Genomic DNA, 21,574 nt, shown 5'->3' with positions numbered 1-21,574 from the left:
CAAATAAATCGAGCTGCTTGTAAAAGCCCGATTGGTGATGGCTAATGAAAGTTTCACTTTATATAGAAGGAATTTGAAATGCGGGTAGGGGAAATAAAATACTTTACCATATAAGTAGTATGCCTTTTATACGAAGAAAAAACGATAGGTTTCGACAATATTCGATCCCTTACGAATTCTATTCATATTTTTGACAAAAAATTGTCGGAAATGTGTTGTCACGTTTATATATATGTGCTATATTATTTCCTGTAAGCGATTTCAAATAGTTTTAAAGCGCATTCAAGGGGGACATCTAGAATAATGAAACGTTACGAAAGAAAGTGGAAGCATATTTGTTTGAAACGTGTGGCACATCGTAGTGTCCAAGAAAGCACGGAACCTAAGACTGAAACGCGCAAAGAACAGCAAGAGAAGCAATTGGTTCTACAAAAATAGCAATCACTTTTTCGTATATAAATGAAGGTCGATCGTTCGTTGGGGGATGGACGTGAAATTACTTTCAGCTAAGGGGTATTGTCTGATATATAATTTATACGGCAATAAATAAGCACAGAGCATACGGCGCTCTGTGCTTATTTTTATTATTTATCTTTTTTGAATCGAACTGTTTTATCCCAGCCAATGACTTGTTTCTTGCTCTTTGCACGTAAGTATAAGATTAAGCTACGAATAAATAAGTACGTAAAGAGCTGTGCGTACGTAAAGTACATAATAACGCTAATAAAAATATTAGTCGGTGTAAAGGTTCGTTCGACACTCTGGGCACTAAATAATTGAGAAACATATGTAATATATGCGACATACCACATAAATAGTAGCGGAATGCTATATTGAATTTGGAATATCCCGAGTAGCCCAATTACAAACCAAACGTTCGAAATGATTAGGAATAGCCAAAATACAACATACACTAGAACTTGTTGTAAGGAATGAACAAGCAGCTTTCCTTTAAAGAAACTTAATGATGAGAACATTTTTTCTAAAATATATAAATTTCCCTGGAGCCAACGTGTACGTTGTTTAATAAGAATTTTTAAATGCTCTGGTTCTTGTTCCCAAGTAACTGATTCTGGGACGATTGGTAAGAGATAACCTTTTTGTGTAATTCGTAATGTTAATTCAGCATCTTCTGCAATTGCGTAAGGGTCATAGCCACCAAGCTCTTCTAGTGCGGAGCGACGAAGAAGCATGTTTGTTCCTGTCAGCGAGCCCGTTTGGAATAGTAACCAGCGTCCAGATTGCATAAGGAGCTGGAAGATTTGGAATTCTAGCGAAATCATTCGCGTTAACCAGTTTCTTTTTTCGTTTACTGTACGAACGTGTCCAACAGCTCCAACAGCATCTTCAGTTGTTTCAGCGTGTTCTACAAGCATTCGCAGTGCGTGTGGTTCAGGTTGGTTATCTGCATCGTAAACACAGAAGTACTCACCATCTGAAATACTAAGCCCATAGTTTAGTACACGTGATTTACCCTTCGGTTCACCGGGAGGAACACGAATATGACGAATATGAGCATAAGCTTTGTCGAAATCATCTCCGATTTCAGGTGTTTCATCTTGAGAGTTATCATTTAATAAATAAATAGTTAGCTTTCCTGGATATTCAATCTTTGCCATCGCCTCTAAAGTATCTTTAATAACGACGCCTTCATTATGGGCAGGTATGAAAATATCGACGCTCGGATAATGTTCTAGCGTACGATCTTTTCGTTTACTATTTCGGTGAATTAAGCCCGCGATTGTTAAGAAAGAGTAGTAAACGAGTAAGCCAGAGAATAGAAAGGCCGTAAAAATAAGTACATATTTAATTGAAAATGTGATACTAATCCAAAAAACGAGTACGCAAAACAGAAGGAATAAAAGAAGTATAACGAGAGTCATCATAACAGTGTCTGTCCTTTGTTTCCAATTTGCTCGCGTGAAATTTTTATATCTTTGATTGCTTCAGCAGCAAGCCATTGCTCCATTTTTGGTTTTAGGCGGTTCATTACAATGTCAGCACCAGCTTCATTTGTGTTTTGTAATAAAATAACTAGCGTATTATTATCATATTCAGCAGCAAGGTCAAAATCATTCCTTACCGTTTCAACTAATAAAGAAGCTACACGGTCCATAACACTTTCCTTTGTATATTTACTAAAGGAAGTGAAATCAAAGTAAACAATAATGCCTGTTTCATTACGACGATTCATTGCAGTCGTTAATAACGCTTGGCGTCTCTCGAATTCTTGTCTTGTTAGTAATTTGGATTCTCCAATATATTGTTCCAATGTTCTCACACGCTCAGTTAAAGCTTTATTTTCATGAATCACTTTTTTCAATAGGTGAGTTGTTATATATACAATGAAGAAGTTAGCTGCCATCAGGAAGTGGGTAATCATATATTGCCATTGATCTGATGTACTCCATAAGTGAAGCCATGCTTGATAGAACAAATAAAATACGGAAATAATGGTTCCTAGTATGAAGAAAATAAATGCTGTTTTGTCAGCTAAAAATAAGAATAGTACATTTACGATTACGTATATTAGTGTAAAAATGAGAGCATGCTCATATTTCGTCACATGTACAGTAGTAAAATAAAATACAATTTGTAAAATCCACATAGAGAGGATTTTATAGAACTTATCTTTCACAAAACTTTCCTCCTTAAAGCTATTTCATCAATAGATACTTGTAGTATGCGCAATTATTAAGAAATTGACCATGTCGTTAAACTCTTTTGAAAGGTAACAACAAGTAGTATCTCTATTTTCATAAGAAAAATAAAAAGACTTAAACATTATTGTATCATAATGTGCCTATATTTAGGATAAATTGATTAATAGATACATAAAAGACGTTTGGATTGCATGAAAAAAGTCTCCTCTTGTAGAAAGAGAAGACTCTATATAAGTTTATAGGAACATCATACCTGCAACTGCTGCGTTTAAGAAGTTCGCTAATGTACCAGCGATAACTGCTTTAATCCCTAATTGTGCAATTTGTTTACGGCGAGTAGGAGCTAACGTTCCTGTTACACCTAATTGAATTGCGATAGAAGAGAAGTTTGCAAATCCACAGATTGCAAATGTTAAAATTAGATTTGTTTTGTCAGAGAACTCTGCCATGTGTGGTCCTAAGTTTGCGTATGCAACGAATTCGTTGATTGCAAGTTTTTGACCGATAAAGCTTGCTGCTTGTATCGCTTCACCAGGAGAAACCCCGATTAAGATTGCGAATGGTGATAATAAGTAACCAAAGATTAAATCAAGACTAAGTTTAATATCGAACAGAGAACCAACCCATCCTAATAATCCATTTAATAAAGCAATTAATGCGATGAAAGCCATTAACATTGCTGCTACGTTAATAACAAGTTGCATACCTTCAGATGCGCCGCGTGCAGCTGCATCAATAACATTTGCGTCTTCACGTTCTGTAGAAAGTTCAACGTTATTATCTACTTTTTCTGTCTCTGGCATGATTAGTTTCGCAATTAATAAGCTCGATGGAGCCGCCATAATTGCAGCTGCTAATAAGTGCTCTAACGGAATACCCATTGCTGCATAACCGACAAGAACGGATCCAGCAACAGCTGTCATACCGCTTACCATAATAGTGAAGAATTCACTATTTGTTAAGCGTGCTAAGTAAGGTTTAATTAAAATTGGAGCTTCAGTTTGTCCTAAAAATACAGTCGTTACTGAGTTTAGACTTTCTGCTTTAGAAGTTCCAAGAAGTTTACTTAATGCACCACCAACGATGCTAACAAATTTCTGCATAATACCGAAATAATATAAGATTGCTACTAATGAACTAATAAATACGATTGGAAGTAGTGCTTGAATAAAGAATACAAATCCCCAAGGTCCCTTTGCGTTGACTAAATCCCCAGTAACGAACTTAATTCCCTCGTAAGAAAAATTAATTAATCCTTGAACACCGTCAGCAGCGTGTTTTAAACCTGCTTTACCAGCATCCCATCGTAATACGATAAATGAAAATGACATTTGTAATGCTAGCGCAATTAAAATTGTGCGCCAATTAATAGCTTTGCGGTTGGAAGATAGTAAGAAAGCAATTGCTAATACTCCAATCACGCCGCCAATTCCCCATAAAAGATTCATGCAGTGTATGCTCCTTCCTCATAGTAAAAACAGTGTATAAACCAGTTGTCTATACGTTTGCGAATATAACATCTTTAGTAACTTATCATAATGGACATCGGAGGTCAAACGTCTAATGAAAAGTTTAAATAAAAAGAAAATTCTTCAAAAAAACACATATAAAATAAATAGACATGAAATAGGTTATGTTTTTTATGAAAATATATACATTATGATAACGTTATGCATTGTTTTTGTAGAATAAAGTGTATGAAATGGAAGAATGGATACATTATTTTTGTAGAGAGAAGGTAGGAGAAAGGGAGTAATATGTTGAACTCATAGCAAAAAAGCCTTCTAGTAAACTAGAAGGCTTTGAAACTATTAATTAAGGTGCTTTCGTGTATCCTAAGAAGTGGCTCTTCCAATAAGATTTACTTAATGAATCGATTGCTACACCGTTATCTCCAGCTTGGATAAACGATCCGCCCCCAAGGTAAATACCCATGTGAGAAGGACCAGATTTATAAGTGTTTTGGAAATAAATTAGGTCACCAGGTTGTGGACTTGAAGTTTTTGGTAGGCTACTCCAATATCCTGCAACACTTTGGCGGCTAATGTTATGACCAAATTTCTTAAATACGTGGTAGATGTAGCCACTGCAGTCTACGCCGTTAGCAGAAGTTCCGCCCCAAACGTACGGTACACCTTGCATTGATTTTGCATATGCAAGTACGGAAGAACTGTCGCCGCTATTGTTGCCTGTATTATTATTATTGCTATTGTTTTGATTGTTATTTTGGTTATTGTTAGGCTTATTATCTACTGCGCCTCCAACTGGTGTTTTAGATAGGTAACGTGTTCCGATATAACCAGTTTGACCGTTGTAGTTAATTTTGCTCCATCCAGAGTTTTCAGAGATTACTTGAACCTTCTGTCCTTGTGGAAGTGCGCCTATGATTCTATAATTTGTACCTTCGCCGCTACGTACATTTAGTGCAGAAGCATTAATGTAGTAGTCGCCAATTGCACCTTGGTTAGGTTTTTCAGGTTGTTTTGGTTGCTCAGGAGTAGTAGTACCACCTTTAACGAATTTTACAAATTCGCTACTAACAAAGCCTGTTTTTCCTTGGTAATTTACTTTAAACCAACCGTTTTCAGATCCAACTACGTTTAATGTTGTACCATTTAAAACGCCACCAATTACACTATGGTAAGCGGCAGGGCCTGTACGAACACGTAAAGATGTAGCGTTAACTACGTAAGAACCGCCAGTTTGAATAGTTCCATTATTATTGTTTTGCTCTTGTTTGTTGCCTTCTGTAACGTTTTCGTTAGAACCGCCTTTTGTTACATAGTCTTTGCTTACATAAGCAGTTTGTCCTGCGTAATTGATTTTGAACCAATCTTGAACTTCTCCAACAACTTGTACTACTTGTCCTTTTGTCACAGAACCTACAGTTGTGTGAGAAGTGCTAGGACCTGTACGAACGCGAAGGGAAGATACATTTACTGTATAGTTTCCGCTTGCTGGTTTTACTTCTTGGTTGTTATTATTCGTATTGTTGTTTGAAGAACCTGCATTAGAAGAAACGCCAGATACGAATTCGCCACTTACATAACCTACTTGTCCATTATGGTTAATTTTCACCCAACCATTTTCTTGTCCAATTACGTTTAATGTTTGTCCTTCATATACACGCCCAGAAACAGAACTAGATGTGTTAGGAGCTGTACGTACACGTAATACATCAGCGGTAACTTTATTGTTGCCACCTGTACTTACATTGTTGTTTGCTGCGCCACTTTTTGATACAAATTCGCCACTAACAAAGCCTGTTTGTCCATTAATGTTAATTTTGAACCAACCGTTTTCTTCGCCAATCACGTTTAGTGATTGACCGTTATAAACGCGTGAGATGATGTCGTGAGAAGTGCTTGATCCCGCACGAACATGTAATACGCTCGCGTTTACCTTATAAGATGAGCTGTTTGATGCAGAAGCTTGGACAGTTGTAGCAGCTTTTTGTGTATTTTGTTCAGGTGCAGCTTGAACACTATCAAGTGTAGGTGCTGCTCCTCCTGCTACAGACACTGCCGCAAGACCGGCAAGATACTTTTTCATAATTTGTCGATTCCTTTCTGTCTGTAATGTAGTGAAGAAATATTTACCAACTGTTAAAAATTCTAAAGAGCATGTCGATTACTGTCAAGACTTATATAGGAATCTGAATATGACAAAAAGATTACAAGAAAAAAATCAAGGCATAAAATTACACCTTGATTTCCATTTAAATGCATATATTGAATATGAAAGGACAGAAATTATTCGTGTTTAAGAAGATGCCATATTGGATTGTAATAAGATTTGATTAAAAGATTTTTGCAGTTTTTTGGTGATAGGCCCAACTTGCCCATCTTGAATCGCGGTCCCATCAAGGTGGGTCATTGGTAAAATTTCAATCGTTGTGCCTGTAAAAAAGCATTCATCTGCTTGATAAACGTCACGAACGCTGAAAAGTTCTTCCTGCACAGGAATGTGAAGAGTATTCGCTAAAGAAAGGACATATTGACGAATAATGCCATTTAAAATAAGGTGATTGGCTGGATGTGTGTAAAGCGTTCCGTTTTTAATTAAAAAGAAGTTGGAATGGCTTCCTTCCGTTACAATACCGTTCCTTACGAGAAGTGCCTCTTTACAGCCTTTCCGTTCAGCTTTCGTAGCAGCTAGTACGTTTGGTAATAAATTTAATGATTTAATGTCACAGCGTAGCCATCGAGTATCGGGTTCTGATATAGCGCGTATACCATATTCAATCCATAAAGCTGGTCGTTCTTTTTTTGTAATATAGGCATAAATTGTCGGAGGGTTGTCATATGAAAATACATGTGTGCGAGCTTGTACACCACGAGATACTTGCAAATAAATGGTGCCATCTTCGTGGAAATGGTTTCGTTCAATTAATTTGTAAAGTAAAGTGATGAGCTCAGCTTTTGAGAAAGGGAGCGATAATTCTACTTCTTCCATGGATCGATATAATCTCGTTATGTGCGGATCTAATAAATGAAAGTTCCCTTTATATAGGCGAATAACCTCATAGACACCATCTCCGAACTGCGAACCTCTCTCTTCAAGTTCTATGTACGTTTGTTGTTTTGTTGTATCAATAACTTCATCATTCCAAAGTACAAATTTTTCGTATGCCAATTTCCGTCCCATCCTTTCGTAAGTACGTAAGTAACGTGAAACTTTCATTCATGCGAGATAAAAATCACTATAGTAATTTTTATGTGAGCAATTCTCTACATATGACCATATATGTATTTGTAAATCATAGAGAAATAAGGATGATCTACCCCGCATTAACGGCAGTAAAGCCCCTACTTACAAATTCGGGTAGAGCAAAGAAGTGAAGTGGGCGAATCACTGCCCGTAAATGCCCGATTGATGAGGGCTGATTAAAGTTTCACTTTACAGCATTTTGTATATACAAATTCGAAAATAAGAAATGAGAATCCTGCTTTTAAATAAAAAAAAGCAACATTCTTATGGAATGCTGCACAAGGAGGGTAGCTATCTTTCATAGGGACATTGTCTCGTTGAATGCTTTGTGTATGGAAACAAAACAAGTTGAAAGACAATTATAAGAAAGTAGAAACAAAAGATTTACACATTTCTTTAAGGGATCTTACGAAAGATGAGAGATAAGAAATATGTAGAACCTCGTTTACATATTTTATTATAGAGATTCTTCATTAACACTATGTGAATATTTGGTAAAGGTTATGTAATTTTAAAGTTAATGAATATAAGTAGTTGTATGGAAGAAAATAAAAAAGAGGCTGAGATTACTCAGCGCTCTTCTTTTCTTCTTTAATAACTGTTTTTACTTCACCAGTTTTGATCTTATTACTTTCAGAGAAGCGAAGTAAGTCACCTTCAATGATTTTATCAGACATGTTCAATTCATTTTGGGCACGATCAATTAGTGGCTGGGATTCTTCTTTCGGTAATTGTACAACTTCGCCAGTAGCACGGTCATAGAATGTACTGTTTGTGTACATGTATTTATCTGTAACGAAGCTACCGTCACGAAGAACAACGAATCCTTTATTATCAGGTGAGAATACATCATGACCGAATCGAACGTCATTTGTAGAATCTACACCAAGTAAGTTTAGAATAGTTGGTTTAATGTCAATTTCACCAGTTGGTTTCGAAATTGTTTTACCTTCTTTTTGACCTGGAACGTGAATAAACATCGGTGTTTTTTGTAAGTTCATATGGTCAAATGCAGTGATTTCTTCTTTTCCTAAGAACTGTGCCATTGCACGGTTATGGTTTTCAGAAATACCGTAGTGGTCACCGTAGAATACGATTACTGAGTTGTCGTAAATACCTTCTGCTTTTAGACGCTCAATAAAGTGTTTCATTGCTTCGTCTAAGTAACGAGCAGTTACCATGTAACGGTCAAATACTCCATCACCAGAATTGTATTCATCGATTAATTTTGTACTGTCATCGTAAGTGAATGGGTAATGATTCGTTAAAGTAAGGAAGCGAGTATAGAATGGTTGCTTCACTTGTTTTAGCATATCAATAGATTGATCGAAGTACTCGATATCTTTTAATCCCCAGTTTAATTTTGTTTCTGGCGTAATCTTGTAGTCAAGCTCGTTGTAGTAACGATCATAACCAAGTGCTGGATACATAATGTTACGGTTCCAGAATGTTGCGTTGTTTGCGTGGAATACCGACGTGTGATACCCTTGCTGACGTAAAATTTCTGGAGTTGCTGTATATTCATTGTTACCGTGTGTGAAGAATACAGCACCGCGGTCTAGTGGATATAACGAAGTATCTACTAGGAATTCAGCATCAGATGTTTTACCTTGACCAGTTTGATGGAAGAAGTTATCAAAGTAATAACTTTCTTTCGTAAATTGGTTTAAGAATGGTGTAACTTCTTGTCCATTAACTGTTGCACCAATTAAGAATGTTTGTAATGACTCAAGAGAGACAACAATTACGTTTTTCCCTTTTGCAGTACCGAACATATTTGGATCTGGTTTACTTTGTGTTGTTTTTACGTAGTTTTCTGTTTCTTGTAATTTACTACCGTCAGCGAACGCTTTTTGTGAACTTGATTTTGCTTGTAAGCCAAGATCGTATACTTGATGTACATATAATCCTAAGTTTTTAACAAGCATAACGCGGTCGAATGAACGTGTTAATAGTTCCGGGCGTTCAGCTTCTGCAAGTCCTAAGTTTGCGAAGAAAATAGCAACTGTTGATACGAAGTATAGAGAACGCATCGGGCGTGCTACACGCTCTGTAGGTGCAAAGTTCTTCATTTTCTTTAATAGAACGAAGAAAACGATAATGTCTGCAAATGCAAGAATAATTTTGTAGTTAAATAATTCTTTCACACTAGAACCTAAACTTCCGAAGTTAGATGTTTGTCCTAGCACCGGTAATGTAACGAAGTCATTGTAGAATCCGTAGAACATTACGTTACCAACAAGAACGATTGTTAAGACAAAATTAATTCCAAGTGCTATATAGTTACGTTTTTTCCCTTTTGCAAATAATGCAAGACCAACAAGCAGTAATGATGCTGCTAATGGGCTAAGGAATAAAATGAATTCTTGCATGAAAGATTCAAGTTTTAAATCAAAGCTTGTGCGTGTAATAAGGTAAGTTTTCAGCCATAAGGCTAAAGCTACGAATACAGTGAAACGCACATTTTGAAATTGTGATTTCAAGGTTTCTTTCATTCATTTCCACCCTTTCTCTATCAGGCTTGGTCGATTTTGGAGCGAAAAATGTTAAAATAAAAAATACATAGTTTTCTTGGCCATAATTAAAGGTTCTATATTCACCCATATACGACTATAACTATGCATACCCTTTTGGTTTCTTTTGTTGCTCATAAGCATAACGTCATTTCTGTATTATACAACAAAATTCATTTCTGAGAAACACTATAACATTTTACATTTTTTGTATAAGATTTGTCACTACCAGAGAAAACTTTAACATTCGTTTATATGTCCGTCAACTAGAAAATATAACAAAGGTAGAGCAGAATGTTAAGTGGAAGTGAAAATTTTCTTTGTTGAGAAATAAGAAATGAAGATGGGTAAGGGTTATCTAGAAATCTATTATATGAAGGAAATAGTGTGAAAATTAACGAACACTTGTTCTTTTTTGGTTTGTTTGTTACAATAAAAGTTCATTGATAGGTTTTGTGTAATTTCCATGAACTTTTACTGATAACATATTGTAGCTTATTTCTTTTTAAAAATAGGGAGGCTTTTTACATGAAACAAAAATTTTCAGTTGAAGCGTTTTGGAAGAAAGTAAAACATGTTGCAAAGCAAGCAGGGCAATCGGTCATTTATGCAAGTTTATTACTGTTTTACGTTTTGCAAAGACCCGATGTTCCAAAACGAGTGAAAATTATTGTAATTGGAGCACTTGCTTATTTTATTGCACCGATTGATGCGATTCCAGATTTCATTGCTGGAATTGGCTATACGGATGATTTGGGGGCGTTAACGGCCGCACTAATACAGGTGTCGTTATACGTCAATGAAGATGTGAAAGATAAGGCACGAGTGAAGTTGGCAGAATGGTTTGGTTCGGATATAGACACAACATTTATCGATCAGAAATTAGGTCAATAGGTGAAACCTGTCATAAGGTGACAGGACGAACGTAAGCGAGGAAGTGCATTATGCCATCAGGAAGAACGCATACGAAAATAAACTTAATATCCCTTCCGGTTGTTTTGTTTTTGCTCTTTTCGTATGGATTAACAAATTTTGATTTTTTATTAACTTTTGCGATTGGTTTTTTAGTAGGTACTTCATTTTTAACACCAGATTTAGATACGTACAGTAATGCTTATAACAAATGGGGTTTCTTACGTATATTTTGGTATCCTTATAAGAAAGTAATGCCGCATCGATCTTTCTTTACACATACGATTATACTTGGTGATGTAATTCGTATTGCGTACATGTTAATCGTCTTTTCTCCATTTTTATTACTATTAAATGTAATCGCACTGGATGGTAATTTAATAGAAATTGCGAAGAAGCATGAGGTTGAAATTGTAACGTTCTTAATGGGAATTGTTGTGGCAAGTACGCTCCACATTATAGCGGATAAAGTGAATACGCGCCGAAAGAAAATGATGAGAAAAAAGAAGAAACGCAGAAGATAAAGTGAACGAATTAGGAAAAAGGGCCCCTTGCAAATTGCAAGGGGCCCTTTTTAAACAAACATTTGTTTAAAATTAAGCTTTCAGCACTTTAATTCCTTTTACAATGTTCCAGATGAAGTAGTATAAGCTGATGATTCCGCAAATAGCTAAGACAATCATTGATCCAATTCCAAGTGTTACATCTGGTTGATCAGATCCAAGGCCCATAATTCCTAGAATAGTTACGCCAATGAATGTAGCGATACTTGGAATGATGTGTGTCCATAGAGCACGTTTTGCATGTGGTTTTGTTTCAGCGTCTCCCACAATCCAAACGATAATAGGGAATAAGATAGGGGCAAATAGTACACTAAAGTATGATAACGCAGCTAATATTTTATTTCCGTTCATATATATCACCTCATGAATAATTTCTGTTGTTATACTATTATTATGCAATAATTTTGGCAAACTTCCTATCGATGAACATTACAAGAACGTGACGATTTTGTAAGATTTTCTGTTAAATAATAAAATTTTCAAAAAAATCTTTTTTAATAGAAATTGTTATGGTACAGTATAAATGAAAGTTGTTGAAAACGTTTTCTTAAACGTTTTTTTATTTTAGGCTTAAAGGTATGATGACCTGATAGTCTATTGATGAGGTTATTCTATTTAAAAGGGGATTCTTTAGGGGGAGAGACAATGAACACATGGACACAAGTTTATGATCCGTTCGGAAATATTTGGATTTCGGCAGCGGTCGCACTTATTCCGATTATCTTTTTTTTCTTAGCTTTAGCAGTTTTCCGCATGAAGGGGTATGTGGCAGGATTTATTACAGTTGTACTTACAGTTTTAGTAGCGTTATTCGCTTATAAAATGCCGTTCACGATGGCAATGGCAGCAACCGGGTACGGTTTTTTGTACGGGTTATGGCCAATTGCTTGGATTATCATTATGTCCGTATTTTTATATAAAATTTCTGTGAAAACAGGTCAATTTGATGTGATTCGTGCATCGGTATTATCGATTACGAACGATCATCGTCTACTCGTTATTTTAATTGGATTTTCATTTGGAGCATTTTTAGAAGGAGCGGCAGGATTTGGGGCACCAGTAGCGATTACAGCAGCGCTTCTTGCGGGTCTTGGGTTAAATCCTTTATACGCAGCAGGTCTTTGTTTGATTGCAAATACTGCACCAGTGGCGTTCGGAGCGATGGGAATTCCGATTACAGTTGCTGGACAAGTAACAGGTATTGATCCACATAAAATTGGACAAATGGCTGGGCATCAATTACCGTTCCTATCATTATTTGTTCCATTCTTTATCGTATTTTTAATGGATGGATTTAAAGGTATAAGACAAACGTGGCCTGCGTTACTTGTAGCGGGTAGTTCATTTGCGATTACGCAGTTCATTACAGCGACATTTTTAGGACCGGAACTTCCGGATATTACGTCAGCACTTGTAAGTTTAGTGAGTTTATCGCTATTCTTAAAAGTTTGGCAGCCGAAAGAAACTTATCAATCTGGGCAAGCAAATAGTGAAGTAGCAGCAACAACGACAGTAGCATCGATGTCGAAATTAACGTTTGGAAAAGTAGTGAAGGCATGGTCCCCATTTATCGTATTAACGGTTATGGTAGTCATTTGGAGCCAAAGTTTCTTTAAGGCATTATTCGCTCCAGGAGGGGCTTTAGAAAGTTTTGTATTTAAGTTTGAAATTCCAGGTCTGCATAATCTAGTAATGAAAGCAGAACCAATTGTAAATAAACCGACGCCTTACGAGGCAATTTTGAAGTTTGATGTATTATCAGCAACAGGAACAGCAATCTTAATTGCTTGTATCATTTCTATCTTTATTTTGAAAATGAGTGCAAAAGATGCAGTAGCGACATTGAAAGAAACGTTAAATGAACTTAAAATGCCAATTCTATCTATCGGATTCGTATTAGGATTCGCATTTATCGCAAACTATTCGGGCTTATCTTCTACACTAGCGTTAGCACTTGCAGGAACTGGCGGACTATTCCCGTTCTTCTCACCATTCCTGGGATGGATCGGTGTATTCTTAACAGGGTCTGATACGTCAGCGAATGCACTGTTCTCGAATTTACAAGCGATTACAGCACAGCAAGTCGGTGTATCTGAAGTGCTTCTTGTTGCAGCAAATACAACAGGCGGTGTAACAGGGAAAATGATTTCCCCGCAGTCGATTGCGATCGCTTGTGCGGCGGTTGGTCTTGCTGGAAAAGAATCGGATTTGTTCCGTTTTACAGTGAAGCATAGCTTATTCTTCGTAATTATTGTTGGTATTATGACGTATGTGCAGGCGTATTATTTAACGTGGATGATTCCGTAAAGTGCAAAAGAAATAAACTTTTCATTTTTCAGATTATCGTGTATGATGGGAAAGTATTGAAAATTAAATCAGTGATAAACTAGGGGTGCCTAACGTATGCGTAGGCTGAGAGAGAAGCGCGTGAACTTCTTAACCCTTTGGACCTGATCTGGCTCGTACCAGCGTAGGGAAGTTAACGGCTTTACATAATGATGTCTTTATGAGCCAGGTCCTTATTTTTTTATGGACCTGGCTCTTTTTATTTTGGCATGCGCTGGCCATATCTTGTCCTTGTCACGAACAGGGGGGCAACAAAATTTATGAAACAATCTGTTTCAGCTGAGCAAATTGAATTGAAGTCGAGTTTACCAGGGAGTAAGAAAGTATATGTGGATGGACCACGAGAAGGTATGAAAGTGCCGATGCGTGAGATTGAACAAAGCGAAACGAATGGCGTTCCAAATCCACCAATCCGTGTGTATGATACGAGCGGTCCTTATACAGATCCTGCGTATAAGGTCGAGTTGGAAAAAGGAATTCCAACGCCGCGCCACTCTTGGATTATGGGGCGTGGTGATGTAGAAGCATACGAAGGGCGTGAAGTGAAACCAGAGGATGACGGTGTGAAAGTAGCTTCGAAGCATACACCTGTTTTCCCGCAAATGGATCGCCAGCCACTTAGAGCAAAGCAAGGTGCAAATGTTACGCAAATGCACTATGCACGTAATGGCATTATTACGTCTGAGATGGAATATGTTGCGATTCGTGAAGGGGTAGAGCCGGAGTTTGTTCGTAAGGAAATCGCAGAAGGCCGCGCTATTTTACCAGCGAATATTAATCATCCAGAAGCTGAACCGATGATCATCGGGCGTAATTTTCATGTGAAGGTAAACGCGAATATCGGAAACTCAGCTGTATCTTCTTCGATTGCAGAAGAAGTAGAGAAGATGACATGGGCAACGCGCTGGGGTGCGGATACGATTATGGATTTATCTACAGGTAAAAATATTCATACGACGCGTGAGTGGATTATTCGTAACGCGCCTGTACCAGTTGGAACTGTACCGATCTATCAAGCGCTGGAAAAAGTAAACGGAATTGCAGAAGATTTAACGTGGGAAGTATATCGTGATACGTTAATTGAGCAGGCGGAGCAAGGCGTTGATTACTTTACGATTCACGCTGGTGTATTGCTTCGTTACATTCCAATCACGGCAAAGCGTACGACAGGTATCGTTTCGCGCGGTGGTTCGATTATGGCGCAGTGGTGTTTATTCCATCATAAAGAAAACTTCCTATATACTCACTTTGAAGAGATTTGTGAAATTATGAAGCAGTACGATGTTTCGTTCTCTCTTGGAGATGGATTACGTCCAGGGTCTATTGCAGATGCCAATGACGAAGCACAGTTTTCTGAGCTTGAAACACTTGGTGAATTAACCAAAATTGCTTGGAAACATGATGTGCAAGTTATGATTGAAGGACCTGGACACGTACCGATGCACTTAATTAAAGAGAATATGGAGAAAGAGCTTGATATTTGTCAGGGCGCGCCGTTTTACACACTTGGGCCACTAACGACAGATATTGCACCAGGTTATGACCATATTACATCTGCAATTGGAGCTGCGATGATTGGCTGGTTTGGAACAGCGATGCTTTGTTATGTAACGCCTAAAGAACATTTAGGTTTGCCAAACAAAGATGATGTACGCACGGGTGTTATTACGTACAAAATTGCAGCGCATGCGGCTGATCTTGCGAAAGGACATAAAACGGCTCATCAGCGTGATGATGCACTTTCAAAAGCACGCTTCGAATTCCGTTGGCGCGATCAATTTAATTTATCTTTAGATCCTGAACGTGCGATGGAATATCATGATGAAACGTTGCCTGCAGAAGGGGCAAAGACAGCTCACTTCTGTTCAATGTGTGGACCGAAGTTTTGTAGTATGAGAATTTCACATGATATTCGTGAATATGCAAAAGAAAATGATTTAGAAACGACAGAAGCAATTGAAAAAGGAATGAAAGAGAAAGCAGAAGAATTTAAAGAAGCTGGTAGTCATTTATATCAATAACATGTTACATCTCTTTACTTAATTGATCACACTGTAGTACCTAACTTTATTATAGAAGAAGCCCCATTTGCTAAGACGGTAGCAAATGGGGCTTCTGTTGTTTATAAGGCGAAGAAGAGATGTACCCAGTAGAATAAGAGGAATAGTGTGATGACTGTTGTGAGCGGGATAACGATAAGGGATACACTTAAATAGTCTTTCCATTTTACTTTAATTTTGTTTTGTTTCAGAATATACATCCAAATGAGTGAAGCTAGCGTACCAATTGGTAGTAATAGTGAACCGATGTCACTACCAATGATGTTTGCAAGATAGATAGTTTTTAATGTGACTGGATCTAGTCCCATTTCTGTTAATGTGATTGTACCAATCATAAGGGCAGGATGGTTATTGAAGACGTTAGAGAGGATGGATACAAGTCCGCCCATTGCAAAGCTAGCATAGAGTAGATGCTGATTCACAACTGGCTCGAGCCATTGTACAAGTGCGGCTGTTAATCCTGCGTTGTGTAGTCCGTAAATAATGACGTACATAGAGAAGGCGAAAATTAAAATGTGCCACGGTGTCTTTTTCAAAATGTCGACAGGATTTGTTCGTAAGTAGTACCATCTCCAAATAAGCAGAACGAGTGAACCAAGTACCGCAACGATTTCAATTGGGATGGATAAGAAGGATGCAACGAATAGAAGACAGCGCATCAGGAAGACGAAACCTAATACTTTTAACATGAATCTTGTCCGTTTTTGTTTCGTATCAACAGAATTATTTCCTTTTAGTGGATGGAAGTTTTTCGTGAAGAAAATTTCTTCAATATCATATGAAGAAACAGGCAATTTTTTCGGAAGTTTTTTCTTCAAAACTGTATACATGAGCCATGACATAAATAATAAGCCTAATGTTGCAGGTACAAACATCATAGCGGTATGCATATAAAGAGTCATATGGACGATGTTTAATGCGATTAAATTTACGATATTACTTACACCAATTGGTGCACTAGATGCCGTAGCGATTAAAGCACCACTTAATAAATAAGGAATTTGTTGATGTGGTTTTAATTGAAGGTTTTTTAGAAGAAGAATTAAAATGGGAGTTGTAATTAAAATACTACCGTCGTTATTAAATAAAAGAGTCATAAGAAAACATAATAATTGAATATACCAGTATAGACGGCGTCCAGAACCTTTCGCTAGATTTGCCAGTTTCGCTGCGGACCAATGGAAGAAGCCGAAGCTTTCTAATATAACTGCCATAACAATAGTTGCTAATATTGTTATGGAAGCACCGCCAATTTTACTTATAATATCCATGATGTCTGGTTTTGATACAAGTCCAGTAATTATGATGATACCAGCTCCGATTGCTGCTGGCCATGCCTCATTTAAGCCGCGAGGTCGCCAAAAGATAACGATCATCGTTAAGAAAAATACAATAATAGTAATCCATATTTCAATGCTCATATTTTGCCTACCTTTCTATTTTCCCTTGAACAGATGTAGCTTGTCTCAAGTTTATATTGGTAGTATATTCAGCAAAAAATAAGAAGAACTAGACGTATAACGAGATGAACCGAATATGTGTTTTTCATGCTAAAGGACAAGTGTCACGAATAGTGAAATAACTATTATGAGAGGAGTCTATAAATTATTGGGCAGTAAGATAGTAAATGAAATTTATATGGGCGATTATTGAGATATATTGGCGCAAGTTAAAATATATCAGCGATTATTGAGATATATCGGCGCAAGTTAAAATATATCAACGATTATTGAAATATATCGGCGCAAGTTAAAATATATCAGCGATTTTTAAAATATATCGACTTATCGACAAAACACGACAAAAGGAGCCCATCCCAAAATGCCTTTTGGAACAGACTCCAATGCTATATTATTTTTCTTTCAAAAAAGTACGATCCTTCAAGAATAAGTTCCAGAAGAAAATAAATCCTGGTAATAAAATTGCAATCCCAATTGCGTATAGAATGAGCAGTGCATAGAACGTTTCTTTCGTTGTAAAGCTTGTAAATACAGTTACGTCAGGATAAATAATATACGGTAAATGCGCGACCCCGTAAGCATAGCTTGCAAATGCATATTGAGCGACGACAGCTAAAACGGCAATGCGAGGGTATCCTAGTGTATTGTACTTTTTGTTTGTCCACCAAAGGGACGAGTATCCGATAACGAATAAAACGATAGAAACTGTAAACCACGGGAATTGCTTTATTAATCCTTGCATAAGCCAATGTGTTTCTGGATCCATTACAACGAGGGCAATAATTGCCGTAACGAGCGTGGCAGGACCAAGGATGATAGCATTTCTTCTATAAATTCTATACGTATCTTCTGAACTTTGTTCTCTCGAAAAATCAGCAAGAAAGAGAGAGGAGAGAAATAGTTCAGAAGTTAGTCCGAAGAGCATATAACAGTAGATAACTGGGCTAGAAAGAAGTTTTCCATATAGGAGTACTTCCTTTCCTTCAGACATTGTAATATAGGCTCCCTCTGTAACGGGTAAAACGGTAATTAATAGTGCTGGAATTAATAGACCAGTAATACCTGAAATAACCCGAAGAAGGTATTGATATTTTGGCAAGGAGTAAGCAAATACCATAAATGTACTACGTACTGCAATGAGCACTAAAATTAACATAACTGGTACGAACATTACTGTCGCAAGAGTAAAGGCCGCTTTCGGAAAGAAGCCGAGAAATGCGACAACGACGAAAACGAGAAACGTATTTGTTACTTCCCAAGTTGGTGATAAGTATCGATTCGCAAGTTTAGCAGCGAGCGTCGGATGTTTTGCGTATACCATGCCCCAAAAACCAGCGCCAAAATCAATGGACCCTAGTATACTGTATACGAAAATAAGGGCCCATAAGATGATGATTGCAATACTTTCCTCATACATGAGAATCGCCTCCTTGGTGTTGTAAATCATTCTTTAATGGATGTCTTCTAAAGAATGTCCGTAGAACAATGACTGTTAAAATAGCGAGTCCAATATACAAAATGATGAACAAAACAAATAAAGGACCGACGAAATCGGCGCGTGTAGATGCATCGACGGTACGTTGCATACCATAAATTGTCCATGGTTGACGACCGCTACAACTGAAAATCCATCCGAATTCAATACCGAGCATCATAATTGGTCCGCATGCGGCAGCCCCCCAAAGTAGCCACTTCGGTAGTTCTGTTCCCTTTTTTCGGTACACGAAATACCAATATAAGAGTGCAATTGTTGCAACAGCAAAGGTAAACGCAGCAGTTCCTACCATTAAGTTGAATAGTGTATGTGTATAAAATGGTGGCCATGTTTCTTGTGGGAATTCGTTTAGTCCTTTTACGACAGTGCTAGGGTCTAGTCCCACTAATAAGCTAAGCATGTTTGGAATTTCAAGTGCATAGTTTAGTTCAAGTGTATTAGGATCCACAACTCCGCCAATGGATAGCGGTGCGTGTGATGTCGTTTCAAATAAAGCTTCAGCAGATGCAAGTTTTTCAGGTGAGTGTTTATGTAAGGCAATCGCTGATTCATGTCCTGAAAGCCACATCGTAGCGCCTGTAATAAATGTAACGACAAGCCCTAATAGCAGCCCTTTTTTATGATAAGCAATTTCACGTGTACTTAAATTTTTCTTCAATAATTTAAATCCAGCAATAGAAGCAATGACAGCCGCACCGGTTGCATAAGCCGTAATAACGACATGAAATGCACTTGTGCCAAAACTTGGATTAAAGAAAGCTTTCCACGGATCAACGTTAAAAACAGATCCATCTGGATTCATTGAAAAGCCTGCTGGTGTATTCATCCATGTATTTGCTGATGTAATAAGCACGGCGGATGCCGTGGCACCAAGCATGACGAAAAATAGCGAGATTAATCTCATAAATGGAGGAAGTTTATCAGCTGCATATACGTAAATCGACATGAATAAAGCCTCCAAAAAGAAGGCGAAAATCTCAATTTGGAAGGGAACAGAAATAACTTGCCCAACAATTTTGGCGAAACCAGGCCAAAGAAGTGAGATTTGCACACCAACAATTGTTCCAGTTGGAATTGCTACACCGAGAAGAATAGCAAACGCCTTTGTCCATCTTTTCGCCATAATGGCATAGTCGGAGTCTTTCTTCCAGTGATAGAGTATTTCGCTTATAAAAATCATCAATGAAAGTCCGACGCCAAGTGTTGCAAAAATAATGTGGAATGCTAATGAAGAACCAAAAAATGCTCTTGCTAATGTTACCGTATCCATATGTAAACTCCTCTTCTTTTTTGCCATTATTTTCTGATTGAATTGGAAGATTTATTCAAAAAAACTACCAAAAATATATATGTATTTAAAAAGTGAATATGATAATATAATGTTGTAATATTTTGAATAGAAAGAAATAAATAGTTTCTCATGTTTTGTTTGTTTTTTTTACAGGAATCTTTTATAATCTTTTATGCGAACATAAGTTCTGTTTTTCGGAATAAAGAAGTTTATGTGAAATGGAGAGGGTGTTTTATGTATCCTGAAGTCATTAAAAAGATGGCATTTTCAAAAGAGCATAGAGATTTATTATTGAAGCTATATAATAAAGAGATTACACGTCGTGAATATGATCGACTTGTACAATCGCTATATAAACCTTCTAAAGAGGTTTGCGAGGGATAGAAATGAGGGAGACAATCTAGTGGATTGTCTTTTTTAAATTTATGTATGTTCTGATAAAATTAAGGTTAGCCTTACTAGGGAGGTGAAAAGATTGCGGAAACGTTTATATATAGGGATTGGAGTTATCTTCTTAATCGCTTTAGGTGGAATTGTATTTTGGTCAGCTTTACAAGGAAACCGTACAGAAAATTTTATTTTAAGACATATGGTGAATGACAATGGAACTCTTGCCACGTATCGTTTAGTAGATACTAAGGCAGGTACGGGTGAAGCCAAGGGACGTGAAGCTTTATCAGAATCAGCGGGATTATGGTTACAATATACACTTGATAAAGATGATCAGGCGTTATTTGATGAGCAAGTAAAGGTTATTCAAGATAATTTCGTATATAAGAATCATATCGTTTTATGGAAACTCTCTGAAAAGGGAGAGAGGCAGTCAGCTACAAATGCACTTATAGATGATCTTCGTATTATAGAACAATTATATCGTGCTTATGAAATGTATAAGGAAGAGCGTTATAAAAACCTTGCCGATCAATTAAGTGATGCTGTACTTCGTTATAATAAAAAAGATAATTATTATGTTGATTATTATGATGCAGATGCAGGGAAACAAAATAATTTTGTAACAACATCATACATAAATCCACGTGCATTCTCCTATATGAAGAAGTACGACAAAGTTTCTGCTCAGCAATATCAGGAAGTCGTTCAATTTTTAGCGGACTATCCAAGGCATGGCTGGGCATTCCCGAAAGAGTATAAAGAAGATGGTACATTTACGTACGATAAAGAAGTGAATCTTATTGACCAATCATACGTTGCATATCATCGAAGTTTAGGTGGTCTTTCATCAACTGCTTATTTGGAATTTATAAAGAAGAAATTCCAGGAGGATGGAAAGCTATACGGTCGTTACAATTTAGAAACGGGAAAACAAACTGTGAATTATGAATCGCCAGCCGCATACGGATTAACGATTTTGTACGTACTACAAACAGGTGATAAAAAGTTTGCGAAGGAATTGTATGATCATATGGCCACATTCCGAAATGACAACGTATTTAGTAGATATTACGGTGGATATGTAACAGGTGAAAATAATAATACGCATATTTTTGATAATGTTTTGCCGCTTTTAGCTGAAATGGAATTAAAAAAGAGTGAACAATAA

At 37.0% G+C, this 21,574-nt stretch carries 16 protein-coding genes and 1 riboswitch; of the genes, 6 read left to right on the top strand and 10 right to left on the bottom strand.

All coding sequences use genetic code 11. From position 1 onward, the window contains the following. Positions 1-584: 584 nt before the first annotated feature. The 6 genes from BHV55_RS26030 to BHV55_RS26005 form a co-directional block, all read right to left on the bottom strand. Positions 585-1,886 (bottom strand): glycosyltransferase family 2 protein, encoded by a 1,302-nt coding sequence (locus tag BHV55_RS26030; protein ID WP_000988751.1) that lies wholly within the window; start codon positions 1,884-1,886, stop codon positions 585-587. Then, the gene (locus BHV55_RS26025) at positions 1,883-2,638 is read right to left on the bottom strand and encodes a nucleotidyl cyclase domain-containing protein (protein WP_000653224.1); all 756 of its coding nucleotides are present in this window, start codon (positions 2,636-2,638) and stop codon (positions 1,883-1,885) included. Before BHV55_RS26025 ends, BHV55_RS26030 begins: the two co-directional genes overlap by 4 nt. Positions 2,639-2,899: 261 nt before the next feature. Further along, on the bottom strand, positions 2,900-4,111 hold the full coding sequence (locus tag BHV55_RS26020) for a NupC/NupG family nucleoside CNT transporter (protein WP_001051029.1): 1,212 nt from the start codon (positions 4,109-4,111) through the stop codon (positions 2,900-2,902). A gap of 367 nt (positions 4,112-4,478) precedes the next feature. Further along, entirely contained in the window at positions 4,479-6,215 is a 1,737-nt protein-coding gene (locus BHV55_RS26015) for a C40 family peptidase (RefSeq protein WP_048568622.1), read from the bottom strand. A 210-nt stretch (positions 6,216-6,425) separates the two neighbouring features. Beyond that, positions 6,426-7,310, bottom strand: a complete 885-nt coding sequence (locus BHV55_RS26010; RefSeq protein WP_074595267.1) for a D-amino-acid transaminase — start codon at positions 7,308-7,310, stop codon at positions 6,426-6,428. A gap of 629 nt (positions 7,311-7,939) precedes the next feature. Then, positions 7,940-9,868 carry an LTA synthase family protein gene (locus tag BHV55_RS26005; RefSeq protein WP_000665358.1) on the bottom strand — a complete coding sequence of 643 codons (1,929 nt, stop codon included), beginning with the start codon at positions 9,866-9,868 and terminating at the stop codon, positions 7,940-7,942. A 546-nt stretch (positions 9,869-10,414) separates the two neighbouring features. Between BHV55_RS26005 and BHV55_RS26000 the strand changes: the two genes are divergently transcribed. Both BHV55_RS26000 and BHV55_RS25995 read left to right on the top strand, forming a co-directional pair. Then, entirely contained in the window at positions 10,415-10,780 is a 366-nt protein-coding gene (locus tag BHV55_RS26000) for a YkvA family protein (RefSeq protein ID WP_000810369.1), read from the top strand. Positions 10,781-10,830: 50 nt separating this feature from the next. After that, entirely contained in the window at positions 10,831-11,322 is a 492-nt protein-coding gene (locus BHV55_RS25995) for a metal-binding protein (RefSeq protein ID WP_001139060.1), read from the top strand. Between the two features lie 72 nt (positions 11,323-11,394). Here the strand turns inward: BHV55_RS25995 and BHV55_RS25990 are convergent, their stop codons facing one another. Further along, entirely contained in the window at positions 11,395-11,712 is a 318-nt protein-coding gene (locus BHV55_RS25990) for a magnetosome magnetite crystal formation protein family (protein ID WP_001014099.1), read from the bottom strand. A gap of 294 nt (positions 11,713-12,006) precedes the next feature. On the opposite strand from BHV55_RS25990, the gene lldP reads away from it, so the two are divergent. Continuing rightward, positions 12,007-13,668, top strand: coding sequence for an L-lactate permease (gene lldP / locus BHV55_RS25985; RefSeq protein ID WP_070757675.1), 1,662 nt, complete (start codon positions 12,007-12,009; stop codon positions 13,666-13,668). Positions 13,669-13,739: 71 nt separating this feature from the next. Then, positions 13,740-13,855, top strand: a riboswitch (TPP riboswitch). 112 nt (positions 13,856-13,967) lie between these two features. Further along, positions 13,968-15,728 carry a phosphomethylpyrimidine synthase ThiC gene (gene thiC / locus BHV55_RS25980; protein ID WP_000814479.1) on the top strand — a complete coding sequence of 587 codons (1,761 nt, stop codon included), beginning with the start codon at positions 13,968-13,970 and terminating at the stop codon, positions 15,726-15,728. Between the two features lie 101 nt (positions 15,729-15,829). On the opposite strand, the gene BHV55_RS25975 is transcribed toward thiC, so the two are convergent. The 3 genes from BHV55_RS25975 to cydA form a co-directional block, all read right to left on the bottom strand. Continuing rightward, positions 15,830-17,188: an arsenic transporter gene (locus BHV55_RS25975; protein WP_070757677.1), complete on the bottom strand. Its 1,359-nt coding sequence runs from the start codon at positions 17,186-17,188 to the stop codon at positions 15,830-15,832. A gap of 430 nt (positions 17,189-17,618) precedes the next feature. Next, on the bottom strand, positions 17,619-18,644 hold the full coding sequence (locus BHV55_RS25970; protein WP_000272787.1) for a cytochrome d ubiquinol oxidase subunit II: 1,026 nt from the start codon (positions 18,642-18,644) through the stop codon (positions 17,619-17,621). Continuing rightward, positions 18,637-19,992: a cytochrome ubiquinol oxidase subunit I gene (gene cydA, locus BHV55_RS25965; protein ID WP_000381987.1), complete on the bottom strand. Its 1,356-nt coding sequence runs from the start codon at positions 19,990-19,992 to the stop codon at positions 18,637-18,639. Before cydA ends, BHV55_RS25970 begins: the two co-directional genes overlap by 8 nt. A gap of 255 nt (positions 19,993-20,247) precedes the next feature. Between cydA and BHV55_RS25960 the strand changes: the two genes are divergently transcribed. After that, positions 20,248-20,397: a hypothetical protein gene (locus BHV55_RS25960; RefSeq protein ID WP_000283179.1), complete on the top strand. Its 150-nt coding sequence runs from the start codon at positions 20,248-20,250 to the stop codon at positions 20,395-20,397. Between the two features lie 91 nt (positions 20,398-20,488). Next, positions 20,489-21,574: a hypothetical protein gene (locus tag BHV55_RS25955; RefSeq protein WP_048568618.1), complete on the top strand. Its 1,086-nt coding sequence runs from the start codon at positions 20,489-20,491 to the stop codon at positions 21,572-21,574.

The organism is Bacillus sp. RZ2MS9 (genome assembly GCF_001816185.2).
Classification (GTDB): Bacteria; Bacillota; Bacilli; order Bacillales; family Bacillaceae_G; genus Bacillus_A; species Bacillus_A cereus.
Note: the sequence above shows the minus strand (reverse complement) of the source record. Positions and strands in the feature narration are given on the sequence as shown.

Excerpts from the sequence above, each read along its gene's own strand:
- BHV55_RS25970 (WP_000272787.1), bottom strand. The coding sequence starts at position 18,644 with ATGTATGAGGAAAGTATTGCAATCATCATCTTATGGGCCCTTATTTTC.
- BHV55_RS26005 (WP_000665358.1), bottom strand. The coding sequence starts at position 9,868 with ATGAAAGAAACCTTGAAATCACAATTTCAAAATGTGCGTTTCACTGTA.
- cydA (WP_000381987.1), bottom strand. The coding sequence starts at position 19,992 with ATGGATACGGTAACATTAGCAAGAGCATTTTTTGGTTCTTCATTAGCA.
- BHV55_RS26030 (WP_000988751.1), bottom strand. The coding sequence starts at position 1,886 with ATGATGACTCTCGTTATACTTCTTTTATTCCTTCTGTTTTGCGTACTC.
- BHV55_RS26010 (WP_074595267.1), bottom strand. The coding sequence starts at position 7,310 with ATGGGACGGAAATTGGCATACGAAAAATTTGTACTTTGGAATGATGAA.
- BHV55_RS26020 (WP_001051029.1), bottom strand. The coding sequence starts at position 4,111 with ATGAATCTTTTATGGGGAATTGGCGGCGTGATTGGAGTATTAGCAATT.
- BHV55_RS26015 (WP_048568622.1), bottom strand. The coding sequence starts at position 6,215 with ATGAAAAAGTATCTTGCCGGTCTTGCGGCAGTGTCTGTAGCAGGAGGA.
- BHV55_RS25975 (WP_070757677.1), bottom strand. The coding sequence starts at position 17,188 with ATGAGCATTGAAATATGGATTACTATTATTGTATTTTTCTTAACGATG.
- BHV55_RS25990 (WP_001014099.1), bottom strand. The coding sequence starts at position 11,712 with ATGAACGGAAATAAAATATTAGCTGCGTTATCATACTTTAGTGTACTA.
- thiC (WP_000814479.1), top strand. The coding sequence starts at position 13,968 with ATGAAACAATCTGTTTCAGCTGAGCAAATTGAATTGAAGTCGAGTTTA.
- BHV55_RS26000 (WP_000810369.1), top strand. The coding sequence starts at position 10,415 with ATGAAACAAAAATTTTCAGTTGAAGCGTTTTGGAAGAAAGTAAAACAT.
- BHV55_RS25995 (WP_001139060.1), top strand. The coding sequence starts at position 10,831 with ATGCCATCAGGAAGAACGCATACGAAAATAAACTTAATATCCCTTCCG.
- BHV55_RS25960 (WP_000283179.1), top strand. The coding sequence starts at position 20,248 with ATGTATCCTGAAGTCATTAAAAAGATGGCATTTTCAAAAGAGCATAGA.
- lldP (WP_070757675.1), top strand. The coding sequence starts at position 12,007 with ATGAACACATGGACACAAGTTTATGATCCGTTCGGAAATATTTGGATT.